This window comes from Bradyrhizobium sp. dw_411 (assembly GCF_018449695.1).
Taxonomy (GTDB): domain Bacteria; phylum Pseudomonadota; class Alphaproteobacteria; order Rhizobiales; family Xanthobacteraceae; genus Bradyrhizobium.
This window is the reverse complement of sequence record NZ_JAAVUY010000009.1, coordinates 293,246-310,563: the sequence shown is the minus strand read 5'-3', so window position 1 is coordinate 310,563 and position 17,318 is coordinate 293,246. Positions and strand designations below refer to the sequence as shown.

Here is a 17,318-nt window from a genome sequence, read left to right as displayed (position 1 = left end):
CTCCAGGGAAAAAGGAACCGGGGCGTTGCCGGCGCTGTCAGCCGTGCCGGTCATGCCAGAGGTGAGCGACCGGCCGGAAACAAAAATCCCGGCTCAGTCCTGCCGGGGACTGAACAGGGATTTCAGTTGCAGCTTACTCAGGGTGAGGCACTGCACGGTTTGAGTTAACTCGCCACTGCGGCGCGGCAAAGCCCATATGCCAAGCATTGTGCGCTTCGGGGTGAGGCATTTGCCGAATGAACATGCAACCGCAATCCGGATATGCGGGGTAGCGGCAAAACCAAGAGCGTGGCGGCAATACGGCCGCGTCGGATGCGATCACGGCCAGGACACGGCCAGCACACGGCCGATTGAATTTTCTGAACCGCAATTTAGTGGTGATGGCGGCTCGCCATCCGTACTTCAGGCATTGGGAAACGTCGAAGCGTGGGTTTCACCAAACGGAGAAAACCCAAATGACCACAGCCACAATCAAGACTCGCACAATCAGCGCACTCGGTGTCGCGCTGCTGCTTTCCACCGCCATCGCCGCGCCGGTGTTCGCGGAAAGCGCAACCGTACGGCCGCATCATGCCCGAACCTATGATCAAGCGAACTTTGGCGGTGCGTATAATCAGCAGCTTAACGGCGATTACGCTCCGCGAACGCCGGAAGAGATGAGAAACCTCGAGAACTTCGGCTTCAGCGGACGGGATCCGTCCAGAGTCGGGGGCGAAAACCCGAACCTCAACCCGGCGAGCTAAGACTTCCGCAGACCGCGGACAACGGGCCGGACAGGCGCTGCAAACAGCTGTCCGGTCCGTTCAGCGATGAAGTTGTTCAGCGCTGACAAGCGACGCATGAGGCGAACGGGATTCTTAACGACTTCCATCGCATGGTGCGCCGCATGGACGATTCAGTTTCAATCCACTGCAAGCGCTGCCGCGGTAGTTTCCGCGACAGGGCGCGGCGCGTTCAACCCGGCTACTCCCGGCAATGTCCGAGCTGCGAAGTCGTCATCTTCTTTGAAGATCACGTCAACGATCCGAACGTCCGGTCAGCCTTGCGGACCGCGCGGAATCTGCGCCGCAAGTTGAAAGAGGACGAAGGCGTGAAGCCCGCCGCGAGGTCTCGCCGGACGTATGACCGGACTTCGATGTGAGTTGTGCTGCAGAGCGCAACCGATACGCCGGTCACGGACGTCGTGTTGTGGTATCGTCCTCAGACGCCAACCGAGACTTGAGCATGGCTGAAGATAAGTGAAGCCAGAACAGCCCAAAGCGGCGCGCGGTTATTTTGGTAGTTTCTGCGCGCGTCAAATGGCCCGCCGTGAGTGGGCGGGTTGAGGTGGAACATAAGAGCCGGTTCAGCTATTTTCTGGCGGGGCCTGCTTACGAGGAAATGACCATGAAACTCAGAACGATTGCGCTGGCTACAGCGTTTGCCCTGACAGGCTCGCTCGCATTCGCGCAGCCGGCCCCGATTGGCAGCGACGCGACTTTTGGAAACCGTGGAATGATCAATCGCGGACCGGTCAGAACGACCGGTGAAGATATGGATTTTCAAACCCACCGATCATGGGCTCCGCGACATCATCACTACACGAAGCATCGGCGCCCCCGGCATTACTGAATACCGTCAGGGTGCACCCCGGGCGAGGCGAACAGGCCGCCAACCGGGGCGGCATCGCCGTTGCTCCGTGCTGTTTCGTTTGGGCTTTCCGAAACTTCCTGCGGAAATATTCGGTCGCTACCGCGTTTTTAGCGACCGGGGGCCTGCAGCTTTGCGGGGAATTGGACGGGGACGTGGGGCGACTTGCTTACGACCCTTGGGGCGCCGTCAATATAGGTTTCGCCCGGTTCGGGCAGATGTTTTCGGAGTGTTTCCAATAGCAAAATAAACTTTTCGGCGAGCATTGGCGTATCCTCGCAGTCATCGCTTCTCCTGGATACGTCGATGACCGCAGTCGCCAATTCAATCACATTACCGAGAGCCCGGTGCGACGAAGCCGGCCGGAAACAATCCGGGCGCACGGTCGCCACACTGGTCAACACAACGGAGTGTGGTCATGTGGGCAATCATCAGTTCGATTTACCGGGCATATTGCAGGGCGCGGCTGCTTGAGATGCGGAAATACCATCGTGTAAGCCATGCCTGAGATCAGGCGCCTGTTGCCACCAAAACGCTGGAGCGATCATCCCAGCGCCCGCTGCAGCGCCACGAGAGAGACGAAGACAATCGCGACAACCCCGATGAAGGCAATGGCAACGTAAGCGTGGCGCATGGCGTCCTGTCTCTCGATATGTCCTGTCTCTCGATCACAGTGCCGGCCCAGACTTGCCGCGCATCACAAACGCGGGGGCATCGCAAACCTATCATAAATAAACAGGGCTTTGGGACTGCGGGTCTCGCCTGGGCATGAGTGAAGGTCAGCAATTTGGCGTGGATATGGCTACGAATTTTGTACTGATGACGATGGTTTCGGGCCGACAAACCGTTCGTCCAAAGCGGCTGCCGGTCATCAGGCCTCGTCCTTCATTTTGTTAACGGTCAGGCGAGTGCCGAGGTTGGTTAGGTTGCGCCATCTTTCGGCAGCAGGATGTTCAGCATTGTGCAGAACGCCTTTGCCCTTTCCTCCGGAAGAGATTGAAGATGCCTCGTTCCAACTTCTGCGAAATATTGCTCTTGATGATCCCAAACCACCCAGTTGTTCATCGGGTCAAGAAAAGCTTCAAACCGCAGAGGTGAGGGCACTTGTCGTTACTTCTTGTCGTTAACGTTGGGGGCAACGTAGCGTTCAAGAAGGCGATATTTTGACGGGCTGCTTCTGGCTCGCTATCGATCCCGCTTCAGCTTCCGCCTGCCCCGGATGCGTCTCTTTGCGATCGAAGTCGAACTTACATCGATTGGCGCGTTTTCTGCCACGAAGTTCACATAGATTCGATTCGGCCGTGCCGAAAGCATGCAGCTTGCGGTTTGGTTGGGGAGCCCGGCGTGTGTCGTCCGGCAGTCGTCGCGCGTCGGGCCGCTTCCATCGCACACTTCGTCGCATGGACGATTCAGTCATAATCCGCTGCAGGCGATGCAGGGGTAATTTCCGGGACCGGGCAAGGCGTGTGTAGGCCGGTTACTCCCGGCAATGCTGCGAGGAATTTGCGTCGCACGTTGAAAAAGGCCGGGGGCGTGAGGCCGGCCACGCGGTTCCGTCAGAGGTATCACCGGACGTCGACGTGAGTCGGTACCGCTAAAGATCCGGTCCGATCATTTTCGCGATTTCCGCCATCCGATGGGATGCCCTATCGCCTGGCCGTAATGAACTGACTTACGACCGGCCCGAGTCATGCCAGCGGATCAGACACTTCGTGACGTGCCGATCGCAAGACGACATGCATTTGCTGTTATTCGTCCCGGAACCGGGGTTCGCGCATCTGCCTATGCAGTTCGCGGCCCTGTCCTCACAACGCGCTCCGTCCGTCACCGCTTTTGCCGGTGAGTTGGAGAGCGCTCCGATTGCTATGAGCGTGATCGCGAAGAAAAGGTGCCGTGCCATGTCGAACCTCCTGAAAAAGGTGAACGGGCCACGCTGCATCCTAGCCGCTCGGCGAGGCTAAACCTAGTTGTTTCCGATTGATGGGAGACCCAAACCTTGCCCAATCCGTGCCGCTCACGCAAAGTATTTGGCGCCGGGGTCTTCAGGCACTCTTCAGCGGGTGCCGCAACGTTCGAAGTTGGCGTTGCACCCATGTAGTCCAGGCACTGCCACAACAGCTTCACCTTGCGTACGTCTAACTCGTCGCCGGAAACGGCACGCTTCCAAAGGACCGTATCTGATTTCCCAGTTCTGCATGCACTCTGTCAATTACGATTGAGTAGTCACGGGTTTCATCCTGCCTGAAGAGACGCACCGTCGGATACCAAGGACTATCGTTTCGATCGAGCAGCCATCTGTAGTCCGGCGTGTACGGCAAGAGCACCCACGTTGGCCGACCAAAGGCCGCAGCCAGGTGAGCTACACTGGTATCAACGGTGATGACTAAATCCAGGCAGGATACCAACGCGGCGGTAGCGCTGAAATCTGTCATGTGACTGGTGTAATCTGCGATGTCCGGCCTCTTTCCAAGGACAGCCATGTCGCCTGGCCTCGGATCCTTCTGAAGGCTTACGAATTGGGCGCCGCCAGTGACCAGTCGAGCCATCACGTCCAGCGGAATTGAACGGTTGTGATCATTCACGTGGCGTGGATTGCCGGACCAGACCAGTCCGATTCTCATCCCCTTGCGTTCGCCAATCCCCTCGCGCGCGCCAAGTCGAGCCTCCCAGGATCGCAGCTCTTCTGCAGGGACGGGAGGGAAATAAGCTGTTGCCGATGGGATAGAATCGAGACGGGTGCCGAATGCCAGAGGCAGGCTCGATATGCCGCAATGAAGATCGAAACGCGGGACGGTAGTTCCCTCGGACTTTGGCACGCAAAGAGCAACGCCAGGCACGCGGGACACGAGAGAGTGGAGCTCCTCATTAGCGGCGAGAACAACGCGTGCTCCGAGCGCTGCAAGCAACGGTAGATATCTGACGAACTGGATTGTGTCCCCCAATCCCTCCTCGGCGTAGACCAGGATCGTCTTGCCCGCCACCGATCCCTGACCCAGCCACATCGGGGTTGGGAATTTTGGATAGCGAACGCGATCTGTTTTTTTGGTCCAGCGACTTTCGCGCCCGGCCCAGCCCGCGGCGAAATCACCCGTCAGCATCTGGAGATTGGCTATGTTCCAGTCGATCGTGGTGTCGTCCGGCTGCAAGGACTTCGCCGCGGCATAGCATGAAAGAGCTTCGGTAAATCTTCGCAACTGGACGAGCGAATTCGCCTTGTTGACAATCCCGTCAACAAAATCTGGCTTCAGGCGTATTGCCCGATCGAACCGGTCTACGGCGTCTGCGTCGCGGCAGAGGCCATGGAGGATGATTCCGGAATTATTGAACACGTCCGGGTCATCTGGCGCGAGCACTTCAGCTTGCTCGCTCAGCTCGATCGCCTCTTCGAATCTGCGCAGGAATCGCAAGGTTCGGGCGCGCCAGTAGATTGTCATGGCGTGACCCGGCTGCAGTTTTTGGCAACGATCAAGGAACGACAGCGCTTCTTCATGGCGCGCAAGCTCGAACAGAAGTAAACCGCACCTGAACGCGACGTCCCACGAATTTGGGGTGATCTTCGCAAGCTCGAGATAACACCTGAGAGCTTCAAGGTGCTGCCCGGCGTCGAGGTGAGCTTGCCCCCGTCTGTGGAGATCGGTCGACTTTGAAACCGGGCCGCTCGCGTTCCGGAGAACTTTATCGTTCATTGCGAAGCAGTTCCTCGAAAGATTGATTTCTCGGTTTACAGCAAAGATCATCGTCGGGTTAAAGTTTACGCACGTAAAAGTTGGCGAATGCAAACCGTCGCCGGGCCCGTCAAAGCGCCCAGCCTCGCCCACACAATAAAGCGCAACAGGTAGCCGTTAATCCAACAAGTCCAGCCGTGGCTACCAAACCCACACCACATCTGCTCATGGGTGTACGGCGAGGCAAAGAATCAGGGTTTGGATGGTGGGCGCACAAGGGATCGAACCTTGGACCTCTCCCGTGTGAAGGGAACGCTCTCCCGCTGAGCTATGCGCCCGGGATCTGGTGCGCGATCGGAAGCCGGAAAACAGGCGTCGGATCGGGCCATGGACAAGTACCAGAGGGCGCGATTTACGAAGTGCGGGCCATCGGTGTCAAGCTGTCAGGGCGCGAAAACAGGCGCAGATGGCGCTCTCAGACCGTTAATTCGTCAGGATTCGCGATTTTCGCCAAAAACTAATTTGTCGAGGCGGCTCAACGTGATTTGGGGTGTCCAGATAGACGCGCGAAAATATTTCCTTTCGGGCTCACCCCAAATCAAAGCGATAATCGCGCCGTCCCGCCTCATAGAGGGGCGTTTCGCGATCGTCACGGACGTGAGGCGGGATGCGGTGGACGCGGATGGCGCTCCTGACGAGGGCGCCGGATCGCGGACGGCGAAGTCGTGTGGTCCTGACGCCTCGACGCTGGCGTCAAGTTGGTGGCGAAGACGCCACTGATGACGGTGGCAAAAGAGCCCGATCACCGGGGAGAGCGCGAAGTAAGCTGTAAACCATTGCGCGGGGAATGCCGGGTGTTTCCGGTGTGACCTGACTAACGCGTGTGCTTTCTGCCCTCTACCCTCGCACATGCGGCGGTGGGCGCACCAGGCGCCCGGCATTCCCTGCGCCCTCTGATCTCAGAGGCAAAGGATGCAAGCAAAACTCGGGCGCTTTGCGTCGCGATCGCTCACTCGTCATGCCCGGACTTGATCCGGGCATCCATCCATCTTCGCAAAGAAGATGGATCACCGGGTCAAGCCCGGTGATGACGACCTAAAAACGTTTCATCTGCATCGTCGTCCCGGCGAACGCCGGGACCCATAACCACGGGACTTTGTGTTGAGCGAAAGTCTTTCAACAGCGGCCTTCAACGATGGGCCGCGGCGTATAGGTCCCGGCGTTCGCCAGGACGACGCCGAGAGAGATCACGCGCCTTGCTGCCTCGCGCGCGAGGCGTGGGACTGCAGCGCGCGGATGCGTTCGGCGAGCGTGCCGCCGCCTTCGGGCATACCGCCATTCGCCACGCCATTGGCGGCGCGCGCGGTTTTGGCCGGGATCATCGGTTCGGCCGCCAGCATCGCCTCGATCGGCGAATTCGGGCCTTCGAGCTGCATCGCCAGCTTGGCGACTTCGGCGGCGATGTCGTTGATGCGTTCGCGCAGCAGCGCGTTTTCCATGCGCTCGGTGGCCCAGGAGCTTTCGGCCTGCTGCTGGATCGCATTGAGGTCGCGTTGCGCCTTGCTGCGTTCGTCGCGCGCGATACGAAGCTGTTCTTCCATCGCGGCCTTTTCGGTGCGCAGCTTTTCCAGCGCCGGCGATTTGCCGCCGTTCATCGCCGCGATCTCGTCGCGCAATTCCCGGGCGGCGCGCTCGGCGGTTTCGTTGGACTGGCGCAGTTGATTGTTTTCATAGTCGCGCTCGGCGAGCAGCTTGCCCTGCGTCGCAAGCCGCGATTCCAGATCGTTGACGCGGTTGCCGAGCATCTCGGCTTCCTTGACCTGGATGATCAGTTGGCGATCGAGATCCGTGACGCGCTGGCTCAGATTCTCGACCTGGCTGCGTGCCTCGGCCAGATTGCGTGTCGCGATATCGGATTCGCTACGCTGCGCTTCAAGCCGCGCCTGCGTTGCGGTGTATTCCTTTTCCGCATCGTCGACACGGCCCTTCAGCGCATCGATCTGGGCATGCACCGCGACCAGCTCGACCTGTCGGGTGTCCGCGATCATCGAACGGTTGGACAGTTCGGCGTTGATTTTCGCAAGTTCACTTCGCTTGTCGGTCAGCGCCTGCTCGGCCAGGCGCAGTCCTTCGGTCTTGGCGGAAAATTCCTCTTCGGTGGCGCGGAGCTGTTCCTTGACCGCCTTCTCACGCGCTTCCAGCGAAAAGATCGTCGCGTTCTTTTCGCCGAGCTCGAGTTTCATGCGATTGATCGCGTCGGATTTCTTGCCGAGTTCAGCGAGCTGGCTGGTGGTCTTGTTCTTGAGCTGGTCGACGCTCATCTCAAGCCGCCGCGCCGACATCGCGAATTCCGCGCGCAACTGGTCTTTATCGGCCTGGATTTCGGCCATCGACAGCGGGGTCGCGGCTTCGAGGCGCCGGGTGGTCAGCCGCACCGCGCGGTTATGCACCAGCGGCACGATCATCAGCCCGAACAACATCGAGACCAGAAAACCGATCGCCAGATACATGATCGGCTCAACCATGAAACGCTACTCCCCACCGGAAAAACTCTTAATTACAATGCCATGGGGATAGGGTAAACGCCAGCTTAATGCCGCGTTAACGTGAATCCGTAACCACGCGTACTCCCAGTTGGGAAGTTCCAACGGGACAGCGTCAGAACGGGTTCCAGGTCGCGCGCGGGGTATATTTGAGATAGCCGATATTGGCGCCGAGGCGCAGGCCCAAACCGGATCGGATCGGCACCAGCACGATGTTGTTGGCGGTTAGCGCCGTCATCCCGAAGCCGCCGATGATATAGGCCGAGCCATCGATGCCGCCGAAGCGCTGGTAGATCGCGCCGGTCGCCGGCAGGTTGTAGACCAGCGTCATGGTGCGGGCGCCGTCGCCGCCCCAGTCGAAGCCGACCGAGGGTCCCTGCCAGTAGACCCTGAGGTCGCCGGCATTCTTGGTGTAGAGCGTGCCTTCGCCGTAGCGAAGCCCCGCGACGAAGGCGCCGGAGCCTTCCTCGCCGAGGATGTAACCGTTCGGCAGGCCCCATTGGCTGACCGCGCGCTCGATGACAGAGGCGAGGCCGCGCGAGACGTTGCCGAAAAACCGGTGCCCGGCATTGGTCAGTTCGTCCGGCCCGTAGGTATTGGGGTTGGGCTGGCGCACCGGCGGCGGCAATTGCTGCTGTTGCTCCGGCGGCAGTTGCTGCATCGGTTGTTGCTGCATCGGCGGCTGCTGCATCGGTTGCTGCGGCGGCGGTAGCTGCTGCACCGGCTGCTGCGCGAAAGCGGGCACGGCCAAGCACATCATCGCGGCGAGCGTTACCGCTGCAAGGCGAGAGGCGAAAATCATGAAAAAACCCCTGGGTATTGAAATCCCGGCCGCGGCCTTAACCTGACGCTGAGAAGCATCGATTTAGGCTGCGACCAAGTGTCCCCCGACTCGAATGTTATCGGCACCAACTATGACGGCACAACGGCAGGAAAGAAACGGCAGTCGGCTCGAAATTCGCTTTCGCCCCGGAATAGCCTTGATCATCCCGCTGGCGGCGGTGCTCTGGATCGGGCTTGGCCTTGGTGTGCCGGGCGGCAGTCCGCAGTTTGCGGCGCAGGCCGCGACCACCGAGCGCGTCGTGGTCAACCGTTTTAGCGGCGTGGCCATCGAGGGCTATGACCCCGTCGCCTATTTCGTCGATGGGCGTCCCATGATGGGCCTGCCGGATTTCGAGGCGACCCAGGCCGGGGCGGTCTGGCGCTTCCGCAACGAGGGCAACCGCGCGTCGTTTGTCGCCCATCCCGATATCTACGGCCCCCAATATGGCGGCTATGACCCGGTCGATCTGGCGCGCGGCGTCACCTATGCGGGCAATCCCCGATTCTGGCTGGTCTCGGGCGAGCGGCTTTATCTGTTCGGGCGCGAGCAGAACCGCGATGCGTTCGCGGCCGATCCCGCGCGCGTATTGCGGGAGGCCAATACGCGCTGGCCGAAGCTGGAGCAGGATCTGGCTCAGTAGGGCAGGCAATAGGGCACGTGACCGTCAGCGCGCGGCGGAGGGATCGCCCCAGGCGATGAACTCCGGCACGATGAAGTCCGGCCGGCCCTGGCCGAATTGCAAATCGGCGCCGTGCGCATCCGTGACCCGGCCGCCGGCCGCCGTGACAATGGCGTGGCCCGCCGCGATATCCCATTCGCAGGTCGGCGCGAAGCGCGGATAGATGTCGGCAGTGCCTTCCGCGATCCGGCCGAACTTGACCGCCGATCCCAGCTTCTGCCTGACCGCGCCGGGTCTGGCGTCGATAAAGGCTTCGGTCCTGGCATCGCCATGCGAGCGGCTGACCGCGACCAGCCAGGGCGCGCCGGGTGGAGGGATCGGGCGGGTGCGGATCGGCTCGGCTCTCATGGAGGCGCCATCGCCAACTGCCAGCCGTTCCGCGCCGTAGCCGACCAGGCCTCGCCATACCAATCCCAGCGCGGGGGCGCCGATGATGCCCAACAGGGGGGTGCCGTTGCTCACCAGAGCGATGTTGACCGTGAACTCGCTGCGGCCGGCGACGAACTCCTTGGTGCCGTCGAGCGGGTCGATCAGAAAGAAACTGCCGTCGTATGGCGGCTTCGCCAGATCGACGCGTTCCTCGGAAATGGCCGGAATCTGCGGAACAAGTGCCGCGAGACCCTCGCCGATGATGCGGTCGGCGGCGAGATCGGCTTCCGTCACCGGCGATCCGTCGGCCTTGCCGTCGACCTGCATGGCGCCGCGATTGATGGCCAGAATGGCCGCGCCGGCCCGGACCGCGAGTTCGGTCAGGGGCTCGATGAGGGCGGCGGCGGCATCGAGGCTGATCGATTGAGCTGGTGAACGTGCCTCATTCATTGGCGAATCTCATCTGCGACCTGTCCATGCCTCTATGTTGTGCGTGCGGGCCGGAAACCCGGCCACGCGGCCTTGTGTTGGCAGCACGCGCGTCCGCAGTGTATCAAGCCTCTCAAGCATGCGTGATTCGCCTCGTCCGCGCTTCGGCGGAATTCCAGGAACACCTTATGTCTGGCACTTCGTCTCCCGATTCCGTCCCAGCGTCTCCCGCGCCCGCCCCCGATGCCCTCGAATTGGCGGCGCTGCTGTGTTCGCGGGTTTGCCACGATCTCATCAGTCCGGTGGGCGCGATCGTCAATGGGCTTGAGGTCCTCGACGACAATCCCAAGCCGGAGGATCGCGAATTTGCCCTCGATCTGATCCGCAAGAGTGCCAAGACCGCCTCGGCCCGGCTGCAGTTTTGTCGGTTGGCATTCGGCGCGGCCGGCTCCGCCGGTGCGCAAATCGATCTCGGCGATGCGCAGGCCATGGCGCGGGGTCATCTTGAGGACGCCAAGACCACGATCGCCTGGAACCTGCCGCGCGTGCTGATGCCGAAGAACCGGGTCAAGCTGCTCTTGAACATGATGGTGATCGCGCAGCAGACGATTCCGCGCGGCGGCGTGCTCACGGTCGATGCGGTCGGCGAAGGCGAGGGCGCCGGTTTTCGCGTCGCCGCCAGCGGACTGAACGCACGCATGCCGCAGAACATCGCCGATCTCCTGAGCTCGGGCCATGTCTCCGTCGATGCGCATGCGGTGCAGCCTTATTATACGCGGCTCCTGGCGCAGTCCTGCGGACTGAACGTGGTGCTGGCACCCGAAGGCGATGCGATCGTGGTGACCGCTTCCTGAGTTGAGCCTTCGTGGCCGGAAAACCCGTCGCCGCGCAACACATGGTTAACCAAAGGTTTATCGGACGCTGCCGTCTGCGCGGCGTCATCTTATCTTTTTGATAAGCTCGTTCTTTTCCAACTGCTCAACCAATATTAAACGCTTTGCATAGAAACTGGCCAAACTCCGAATGGCGTGTCGATACCGCGCGCCCATGGGTTGAAGGCCTTTTTCATGGATGACCTGTTACGCGAGTTTTTGACTGAGACCAGCGAAAGCCTGGATACCGTAGACAATCAATTGGTGCGGTTTGAACAGGATCCGAACAACGCCAAGATTCTAGATAACATTTTCCGCCTGGTTCACACCATCAAGGGCACCTGCGGCTTCCTGGGTTTGCCGCGGCTTGAAGCGCTCGCCCATGCCGGCGAGACCCTGATGGGCAAATTCCGCGACGGCATGCCGGTGACCGCCGAAGCGGTGACGCTGATTCTGGGCAGCATCGACCGCATCAAGGAAATTCTCGGCGGGCTTGAGGCCACCGAGGCCGAGCCGCAGGGCAACGATCAGGACCTGATCGTGCAACTTCATCAAATGGTCGAGCGCGGCACGGCGGCGATGGCTGCGCCGGTTGCGTCCGCGTCAGTTATGCCGGCTGCGCCGGTTGTGGAAGCGCCCGTCGTATCGGCGCCTCCCGTTCAACCCGCGAGTGTGGAGGGTACGTTGACGGTTCAAGTGTTGGAGCGTGAGTTGCGTCCTGGCGAAGTGTCACTGGATGAGTTGGAGCGTGCCTTCCGCGAGACCGAGGCGGAGGTTGTGACCCCGCCACCCGTCGCCAAGGTCGCCGCGGCGCCGGCGCCAGAGCCGGAGCCCGAACCGCGTGTCGTCGCGGCACCCAAGGGACCCAAGGCCGTGGCGAAGAAAACAGTTGTCGAAGTCGAAGCCACCACCGACGCCGATCGCGTCGCCAACCAGTCGATCCGCGTCAATGTGGATACGCTGGAACACCTGATGACGATGGTGTCGGAACTGGTTCTGACCCGCAACCAGTTGCTGGAAATCTCCCGTCGCAACGAGGATACTGAATTCAAGGTGCCGCTGCAGCGGCTGTCCAACGTTACGGCCGAACTGCAGGAAGGCGTCATGAAGACGCGGATGCAGCCGATCGGCAATGCCTGGCAGAAGCTGCCGCGAATCGTGCGCGATCTCTCCAGCGAACTGCACAAGCAGATCGAACTGGAAATGCACGGCGCCGACACCGAACTCGATCGGCAGGTGCTCGACCTGATCAAGGATCCGCTGACCCACATGGTGCGCAACTCGGCCGACCACGGGCTGGAGACGCCGGCCGAGCGGGCCGCCGCGGGCAAGCCCGAGCAGGGCACCATTCGTCTGTCCGCCTATCATGAAGGCGGCCACATCATCATCTGCATCGCCGACAACGGCCGCGGCCTCAACACCGAGCGGATCAAGGCCAAGGCAGTCTCCAACGGTCTCGTCAGCGAGGCCGAACTGGAGAAGATGACCGAAGCGCAGATCCACAAATTCATCTTCGCGCCGGGCTTCTCGACCGCCGCCGCCGTGACCAGCGTCTCCGGCCGTGGTGTCGGCATGGACGTGGTGCGCACCAACATCGACCAGATCGGCGGCACCATCGACATCAAGTCGGTCGCCGGCGAAGGCTCCAGCGTCACCATCAAGATCCCGCTGACTTTGGCGATCGTCTCCGCCCTGATCGTCGAAGCCGGTGGCGACCGGTTTGCGATCCCGCAATTGTCGGTGGTCGAACTGGTGCGCGCGCGCGCCAATTCCGAACATCGTATCGAGCGGATCAAGGACACCGCGGTATTGCGTCTGCGCAACAAGCTGTTGCCGCTGATGCATCTGAAGAAGCTGCTCAAGATCGACGACGGTTCTTCTTCCGATCCGGAAAACGGCTTCATCGTCGTGACGCAGGTCGGCAGCCAGACCTTCGGCATCGTGGTCGACGGCGTGTTCCACACCGAGGAAATCGTGGTCAAGCCGATGTCGACCAAGTTGCGTCACATCGACATGTTCTCCGGCAACACCATCCTGGGTGACGGCGCGGTGATCATGATCATCGATCCCAACGGCATTGCCAAGGCGCTCGGCGCCGCCGGCGGAGCCTCTCACGAGATTGCCGACGAGAACGCAGCGTCGCGCGCCAGCGCGGCCGAACAAATGACGTCGCTATTGGTGTTCCGTGCCGGCTCGACCCAGCCGAAGGCGGTGCCGCTCGGCCTCGTGACCCGGCTGGAAGAACTCCCTGTCGACAAGATCGAACTCTCCAACGGCCGCTACATGGTGCAATACCGCGATCAACTGATGCCGCTGGTGCAGATGAAAGACGTCAACGTCCAGACCTCGGGCTCGCAGCCGATCCTGGTGTTCGCCGACGACGGCCGCTCGATGGGTCTGGTGGTCGACGAGATCATCGACATCGTGGAGGAACGACTCCACATCGAAGTGGCCGGTCAGGTCGACGGCATTCTCGGCTCCGCGGTGATCAAGGGACAGGCCACCGAAGTGATCGACGTCGGTCACTTCCTCCCGATGGCGTTCGCCGACTGGTTCAGCCGCAAGGAAATGCGACCCTCGATCTCGGCGCAATCGGTGCTGTTGGTCGACGACAGCGCATTCTTCCGCAACATGCTGGCGCCGGTGCTCAAGGCGGCGGGATATCGGGTGCGTGTTGCGCCCAACGCGCAGGAAGGTCTTGTCGCGCTGCGTTCGGGTCAGGCGTTCGATGTGGTGCTGACCGATATCGAAATGCCCGACATGAACGGCTACGAATTTGCCGAGACGATCCGGGCCGACGCGCATCTGAACGCGATGCCGATCATCGCTCTGTCCTCGCTGACATCGCCGGCGGCGATCGAGCGCGGGCGGCAGGCCGGCTTCTACGACTACGTCGCCAAATTCGATCGCCCCGGCCTGATCGCCGCGCTCAAGGAGCAGACCGCCGAACTCAACCGGGCGGCATGAGGAAGCCAACATGACCACCAAAACTGAAACCATCGAAGGCGCCGTTGCCGAATATGTCACCGCCCTGATCGGCGGCCAATTGTTCGGTCTGCCGATCTCACGCGTGCAGGACGTGTTCATGCCTGAGCGGCTGACCCGGGTGCCGCTGTCATCGGCCGAGATCGCGGGCGTGCTCAATCTGCGCGGCCGCATTGTCACGGTCGTCGACATGCGAGCGCGTCTTGGCCTGCCGAAGAACGACGACGGCAAGCCGCCGATGGCGGTGGGTGTCGACCTGCGCGGTGAATCCTATGGCCTCCTGATCGATCAGATAGGCGAAGTGCTCAAGCTTCCCGACGAGGGCCGTGAGGAAAATCCCGTCAACCTCGATCCGCGCATGGCCAAGCTGGCCGGCGGCGTGCATCGCCTCGACGGTCAGTTGATGGTCGTCCTCGACGTCGATCGCGTTCTCGAAATCGTGCCGGACATGCTGGCGGCATAAGACCGGCAGTCGACATGCGTAAGCAAGTGCACTGGAAACGTCCCTTCGGGATGAGAAGCAGAGGCTGAAATGAAAACATGTCTGGTCGTTGATGACTCAAGCGTCATTCGCAAGGTCGCAAGGCGTATTCTGGAAGGGCTGGATTTCCAGATCGTGGAAGCCGAAGACGGTGAGAAAGCGCTGGAAGTCTGCAAGCGCGGATTGCCCGAGGCTATCCTGCTCGATTGGAACATGCCGGTCATGGACGGCTACGAATTCCTCGGCAATCTCCGCCGCATGCCCGGCGGCGACCAGCCCAAGGTGGTGTTCTGCACCACTGAAAACGACGTCGCGCACATCGCCCGCGCGCTGCATGCCGGCGCCAACGAATACATCATGAAGCCGTTCGACAAGGATATTGTTACCGCAAAATTCCAGGAAGTCGGTCTTATCTGATTTAATTATTTGATCCGACGGCGGGCGGGCCTTCGGCGTTATCGTTTTTAGTATCGCTTGAGCCGTTGGTGAGTAATGAGTGTTGCGTTGACCAGTTCCACGATTCCGAATGCAACGCAGCAGGAACTGCGGGTGATGGTGGTCGACGATTCCGTCGTCATCAGGGGGATGATCTCCCGCTGGGTCGCGTCCGAACCCGATATGGTTGTCGCGGCATCGCTGCGTACCGGTCTTGATGCCGTCAACCAGATCGAGCGCATCGATCCCGATGTTGCCGTGCTCGATATCGAAATGCCGGAGCTTGACGGCATTTCCGCGCTGCCGTTGCTTCTCGCCAAGAAGCGTAACCTCATCATCATCATGGCGTCGACGCTGACCCGCCGCAATGCGGAGATCAGCTTCAAGGCGCTCTCGCTTGGCGCTTCGGACTATATCCCGAAGCCGGAAAGCACCCGCGAACCCGCGGCCGCCGAAACATTCCGGCACGATCTGATTCAGAAAATCCGTCATCTCGGCGCCAAGGTGCGCCGTGCGGCACCGGCTGTATCGGCCCCGTCGCTAGCGCCGGCGCTCGATCGTGCCCGCGAACCATTGTCCCGGGCGGCAACGGCGGCGGTTGCCAGTCCGCAACTGCTGCGCCGCGCGTTCAGCACGCAGGCGCCGCGCGCGCTTCTTGTCGGCTCATCGACCGGCGGCCCGCAGGCGCTGATGTCGCTGGTCGCCGAGATCGGTGCCGTGATCGACCGCTTTCCGGTGCTGATCACCCAGCACATGCCGCCTACCTTCACGACGATTCTGGCCGAGCATCTGGCGCGCTCCAGCCATCGGCCGGCGCGCGAAGCCGTCGACGGCGAGATCGTCAAAGCCGGAAATATCTATCTCGCGCCGGGCGGCCGCCATATGCGCGTGGTGCGCCATGGCGTGGATGCCGTCATCGCGCTCGACGACGGGCCGCCGGTGAATTTCTGCAAGCCGGCTGTCGATCCCTTGTTCTCTTCGGCGGTCGATGTCTGGCAGGGCGCCATTCTTGCCGTCGTGCTGACGGGCATGGGTTCGGACGGCATGCGCGGCGGCAAGGATATCGTTGCGGCCGGCGGCAGCGTGATCGCCCAGGACGAAGCTACGAGCGTGGTTTGGGGAATGCCGGGCGCGGCTGCGAATGCCGGTATTTGCGCGGCCGTTCTGCCGCTTAACCAGATTGCCCCAAAGTTGGTTCGATTGTTTTCAGGAGATCGCTCGTGACACCGGTTGATTATGAATTCCTGCGCAAACTCCTGAAAGAGCGCTCTGGTCTCGATCTGTCGCCCGACAAGCAATATCTGGTCGAGAGCCGATTGATTCCCCTGGCCCGCAAGATCGGCCTGCCCGGAATTACCGAACTGGTCCAGAAAATGAAATCCGGGGCCGATGCGCTGACCGCGGAAGTGGTCGAGGCGATGACCACCAATGAAACCTTTTTCTTCCGCGACAAAGTCCCGTTCGATCATCTGCGCGACACCATGCTGCCAGCGCTGCTGCAGGCGCGTGCGAGTCGCCGTGCGCTGCGCGTCTGGTGCGCAGCGTCATCGACCGGGCAGGAGCCCTATTCGATTGCGATGTGCCTGAAGGAACTTGGTTCGGCGCTGGCCGGGTGGCGGGTTGAAATCATCGGTACCGATTTGTCGCAAGCGGTGCTGGAAAAATCCAGGGCAGGCATCTTCAGCCAGTTCGAAGTGCAGCGCGGCCTTCCCATTCAAATGCTCGTCAAGCATTTCACCCAGATCGGCGAGTTGTGGCAGCTCAATCCCGATGTCCGTTCCATGGTGCAGTATCGCCAGCTGAACCTGCTGCACGACTTCTCGCAGCTTGGGAAGTTCGACGTGATCTTCTGCCGTAACGTCCTGATCTATTTCGATCAGGAAACCAAGACCCGCATCTTCGAACGTCTTTCCAGGGTGATCGAACCCGACGGCTTCATGGTGCTGGGTGCGGCCGAATCCGTGGTCGGGATTTCCGACGCGTTCAAACCGTATCCGGATCGGCGCGGGCTATACAGCCCGAATGCCAACCGGGCCGGTGCCGCGACGCCACTGCCCTTGAGAGCGGTTGCAGCTCCGCGCTGAACGCGCACGCCACCGAAAGCTCTTGGCCGGTCGGCATGATCGCATGCGGCAGGAATCGCGACGTATTTCCGGTGATCGGATTCTCGCTGCCGAGCACCGGGTATTGACCGGAAAATTTCGGCAGCAGCGCCAGTTGCGATGCCGTGCTGGCCGCTAAGCAGGCGTTCTTCGCCCATCAATAACCCCGCCGAACTGCCTCCTTCCCCGCTGTCTGCCATCGCAGGTAAAGCGGTTCTGCTGCGTGTCGCAGCCGGCTTTTGGGCGCGATGACGAAACATTGTGCTTGCAAGATTATTAAGAATTAATAATCTGCGGATGACAGAG

General features: G+C 61.0%; 12 protein-coding genes and 1 tRNA gene. 8 read left to right on the top strand and 5 right to left on the bottom strand.

The genetic code is table 11. From position 1 onward, the window contains the following. Positions 1-350 precede the first annotated feature (350 nt). Positions 351-743 (top strand): hypothetical protein, encoded by a 393-nt coding sequence (locus tag HB676_RS17975; protein WP_213739170.1) that lies wholly within the window; start codon positions 351-353, stop codon positions 741-743. A 3,021-nt stretch (positions 744-3,764) separates the two neighbouring features. On the opposite strand, the gene HB676_RS17970 is transcribed toward HB676_RS17975, so the two are convergent. The 4 genes from HB676_RS17970 to HB676_RS17955 all read right to left on the bottom strand — a co-directional run bounded on the left by HB676_RS17970 (position 3,765) and on the right by HB676_RS17955 (position 8,639). Continuing rightward, on the bottom strand, positions 3,765-5,315 hold the full coding sequence (locus HB676_RS17970) for a tetratricopeptide repeat protein (protein ID WP_213739169.1): 1,551 nt from the start codon (positions 5,313-5,315) through the stop codon (positions 3,765-3,767). A 242-nt stretch (positions 5,316-5,557) separates the two neighbouring features. After that, positions 5,558-5,632: transfer RNA gene (locus HB676_RS17965), tRNA-Val, on the bottom strand. Positions 5,633-6,541: 909 nt separating this feature from the next. Continuing rightward, positions 6,542-7,819: a hypothetical protein gene (locus HB676_RS17960; protein WP_213739168.1), complete on the bottom strand. Its 1,278-nt coding sequence runs from the start codon at positions 7,817-7,819 to the stop codon at positions 6,542-6,544. Between the two features lie 133 nt (positions 7,820-7,952). Beyond that, the gene (locus HB676_RS17955) at positions 7,953-8,639 is read right to left on the bottom strand and encodes a DUF1134 domain-containing protein (protein ID WP_213739167.1); all 687 of its coding nucleotides are present in this window, start codon (positions 8,637-8,639) and stop codon (positions 7,953-7,955) included. A gap of 112 nt (positions 8,640-8,751) precedes the next feature. Between HB676_RS17955 and HB676_RS17950 the strand changes: the two genes are divergently transcribed. Continuing rightward, positions 8,752-9,300, top strand: a complete 549-nt coding sequence (locus tag HB676_RS17950) for a YHS domain-containing (seleno)protein (RefSeq protein WP_213739166.1) — start codon at positions 8,752-8,754, stop codon at positions 9,298-9,300. A 24-nt stretch (positions 9,301-9,324) separates the two neighbouring features. On the opposite strand, the gene cysQ is transcribed toward HB676_RS17950, so the two are convergent. Further along, positions 9,325-10,158, bottom strand: coding sequence for a 3'(2'),5'-bisphosphate nucleotidase CysQ (cysQ, locus tag HB676_RS17945; RefSeq protein WP_213739165.1), 834 nt, complete (start codon positions 10,156-10,158; stop codon positions 9,325-9,327). Between the two features lie 167 nt (positions 10,159-10,325). On the opposite strand from cysQ, the gene HB676_RS17940 reads away from it, so the two are divergent. The 6 genes from HB676_RS17940 (at position 10,326) to HB676_RS17915 (ending at position 16,994) form a co-directional block, all read left to right on the top strand. Next, the gene (locus HB676_RS17940; RefSeq protein ID WP_213739164.1) at positions 10,326-10,991 is read left to right on the top strand and encodes a histidine phosphotransferase family protein; all 666 of its coding nucleotides are present in this window, start codon (positions 10,326-10,328) and stop codon (positions 10,989-10,991) included. A gap of 213 nt (positions 10,992-11,204) precedes the next feature. Beyond that, the gene (locus HB676_RS17935) at positions 11,205-13,976 is read left to right on the top strand and encodes a hybrid sensor histidine kinase/response regulator (protein WP_213739163.1); all 2,772 of its coding nucleotides are present in this window, start codon (positions 11,205-11,207) and stop codon (positions 13,974-13,976) included. Positions 13,977-13,986: 10 nt separating this feature from the next. Further along, entirely contained in the window at positions 13,987-14,457 is a 471-nt protein-coding gene (locus tag HB676_RS17930) for a chemotaxis protein CheW (protein ID WP_213739162.1), read from the top strand. Between the two features lie 69 nt (positions 14,458-14,526). After that, complete coding sequence (locus HB676_RS17925) at positions 14,527-14,892, top strand: response regulator (protein ID WP_072820222.1); 366 nt, start codon at positions 14,527-14,529, stop codon at positions 14,890-14,892. Between the two features lie 75 nt (positions 14,893-14,967). Beyond that, positions 14,968-16,134: a chemotaxis response regulator protein-glutamate methylesterase gene (locus HB676_RS17920; protein WP_213739161.1), complete on the top strand. Its 1,167-nt coding sequence runs from the start codon at positions 14,968-14,970 to the stop codon at positions 16,132-16,134. Further along, the gene (locus HB676_RS17915) at positions 16,131-16,994 is read left to right on the top strand and encodes a CheR family methyltransferase (RefSeq protein WP_213739160.1); all 864 of its coding nucleotides are present in this window, start codon (positions 16,131-16,133) and stop codon (positions 16,992-16,994) included. Before HB676_RS17920 ends, HB676_RS17915 begins: the two co-directional genes overlap by 4 nt. The last annotated feature ends 324 nt before the right edge of the window (positions 16,995-17,318 follow it).

Coding starts and splice junctions, on each gene's coding strand:
- HB676_RS17970 (WP_213739169.1), bottom strand. CDS start 5,315: ATGAACGATAAAGTTCTCCGGAACGCGAGCGGCCCGGTTTCAAAGTCG.
- HB676_RS17960 (WP_213739168.1), bottom strand. CDS start 7,819: ATGGTTGAGCCGATCATGTATCTGGCGATCGGTTTTCTGGTCTCGATG.
- HB676_RS17955 (WP_213739167.1), bottom strand. CDS start 8,639: ATGATTTTCGCCTCTCGCCTTGCAGCGGTAACGCTCGCCGCGATGATG.
- HB676_RS17950 (WP_213739166.1), top strand. CDS start 8,752: ATGACGGCACAACGGCAGGAAAGAAACGGCAGTCGGCTCGAAATTCGC.
- cysQ (WP_213739165.1), bottom strand. CDS start 10,158: ATGAATGAGGCACGTTCACCAGCTCAATCGATCAGCCTCGATGCCGCC.
- HB676_RS17940 (WP_213739164.1), top strand. CDS start 10,326: ATGTCTGGCACTTCGTCTCCCGATTCCGTCCCAGCGTCTCCCGCGCCC.
- HB676_RS17935 (WP_213739163.1), top strand. CDS start 11,205: ATGGATGACCTGTTACGCGAGTTTTTGACTGAGACCAGCGAAAGCCTG.
- HB676_RS17930 (WP_213739162.1), top strand. CDS start 13,987: ATGACCACCAAAACTGAAACCATCGAAGGCGCCGTTGCCGAATATGTC.
- HB676_RS17925 (WP_072820222.1), top strand. CDS start 14,527: ATGAAAACATGTCTGGTCGTTGATGACTCAAGCGTCATTCGCAAGGTC.
- HB676_RS17920 (WP_213739161.1), top strand. CDS start 14,968: ATGAGTGTTGCGTTGACCAGTTCCACGATTCCGAATGCAACGCAGCAG.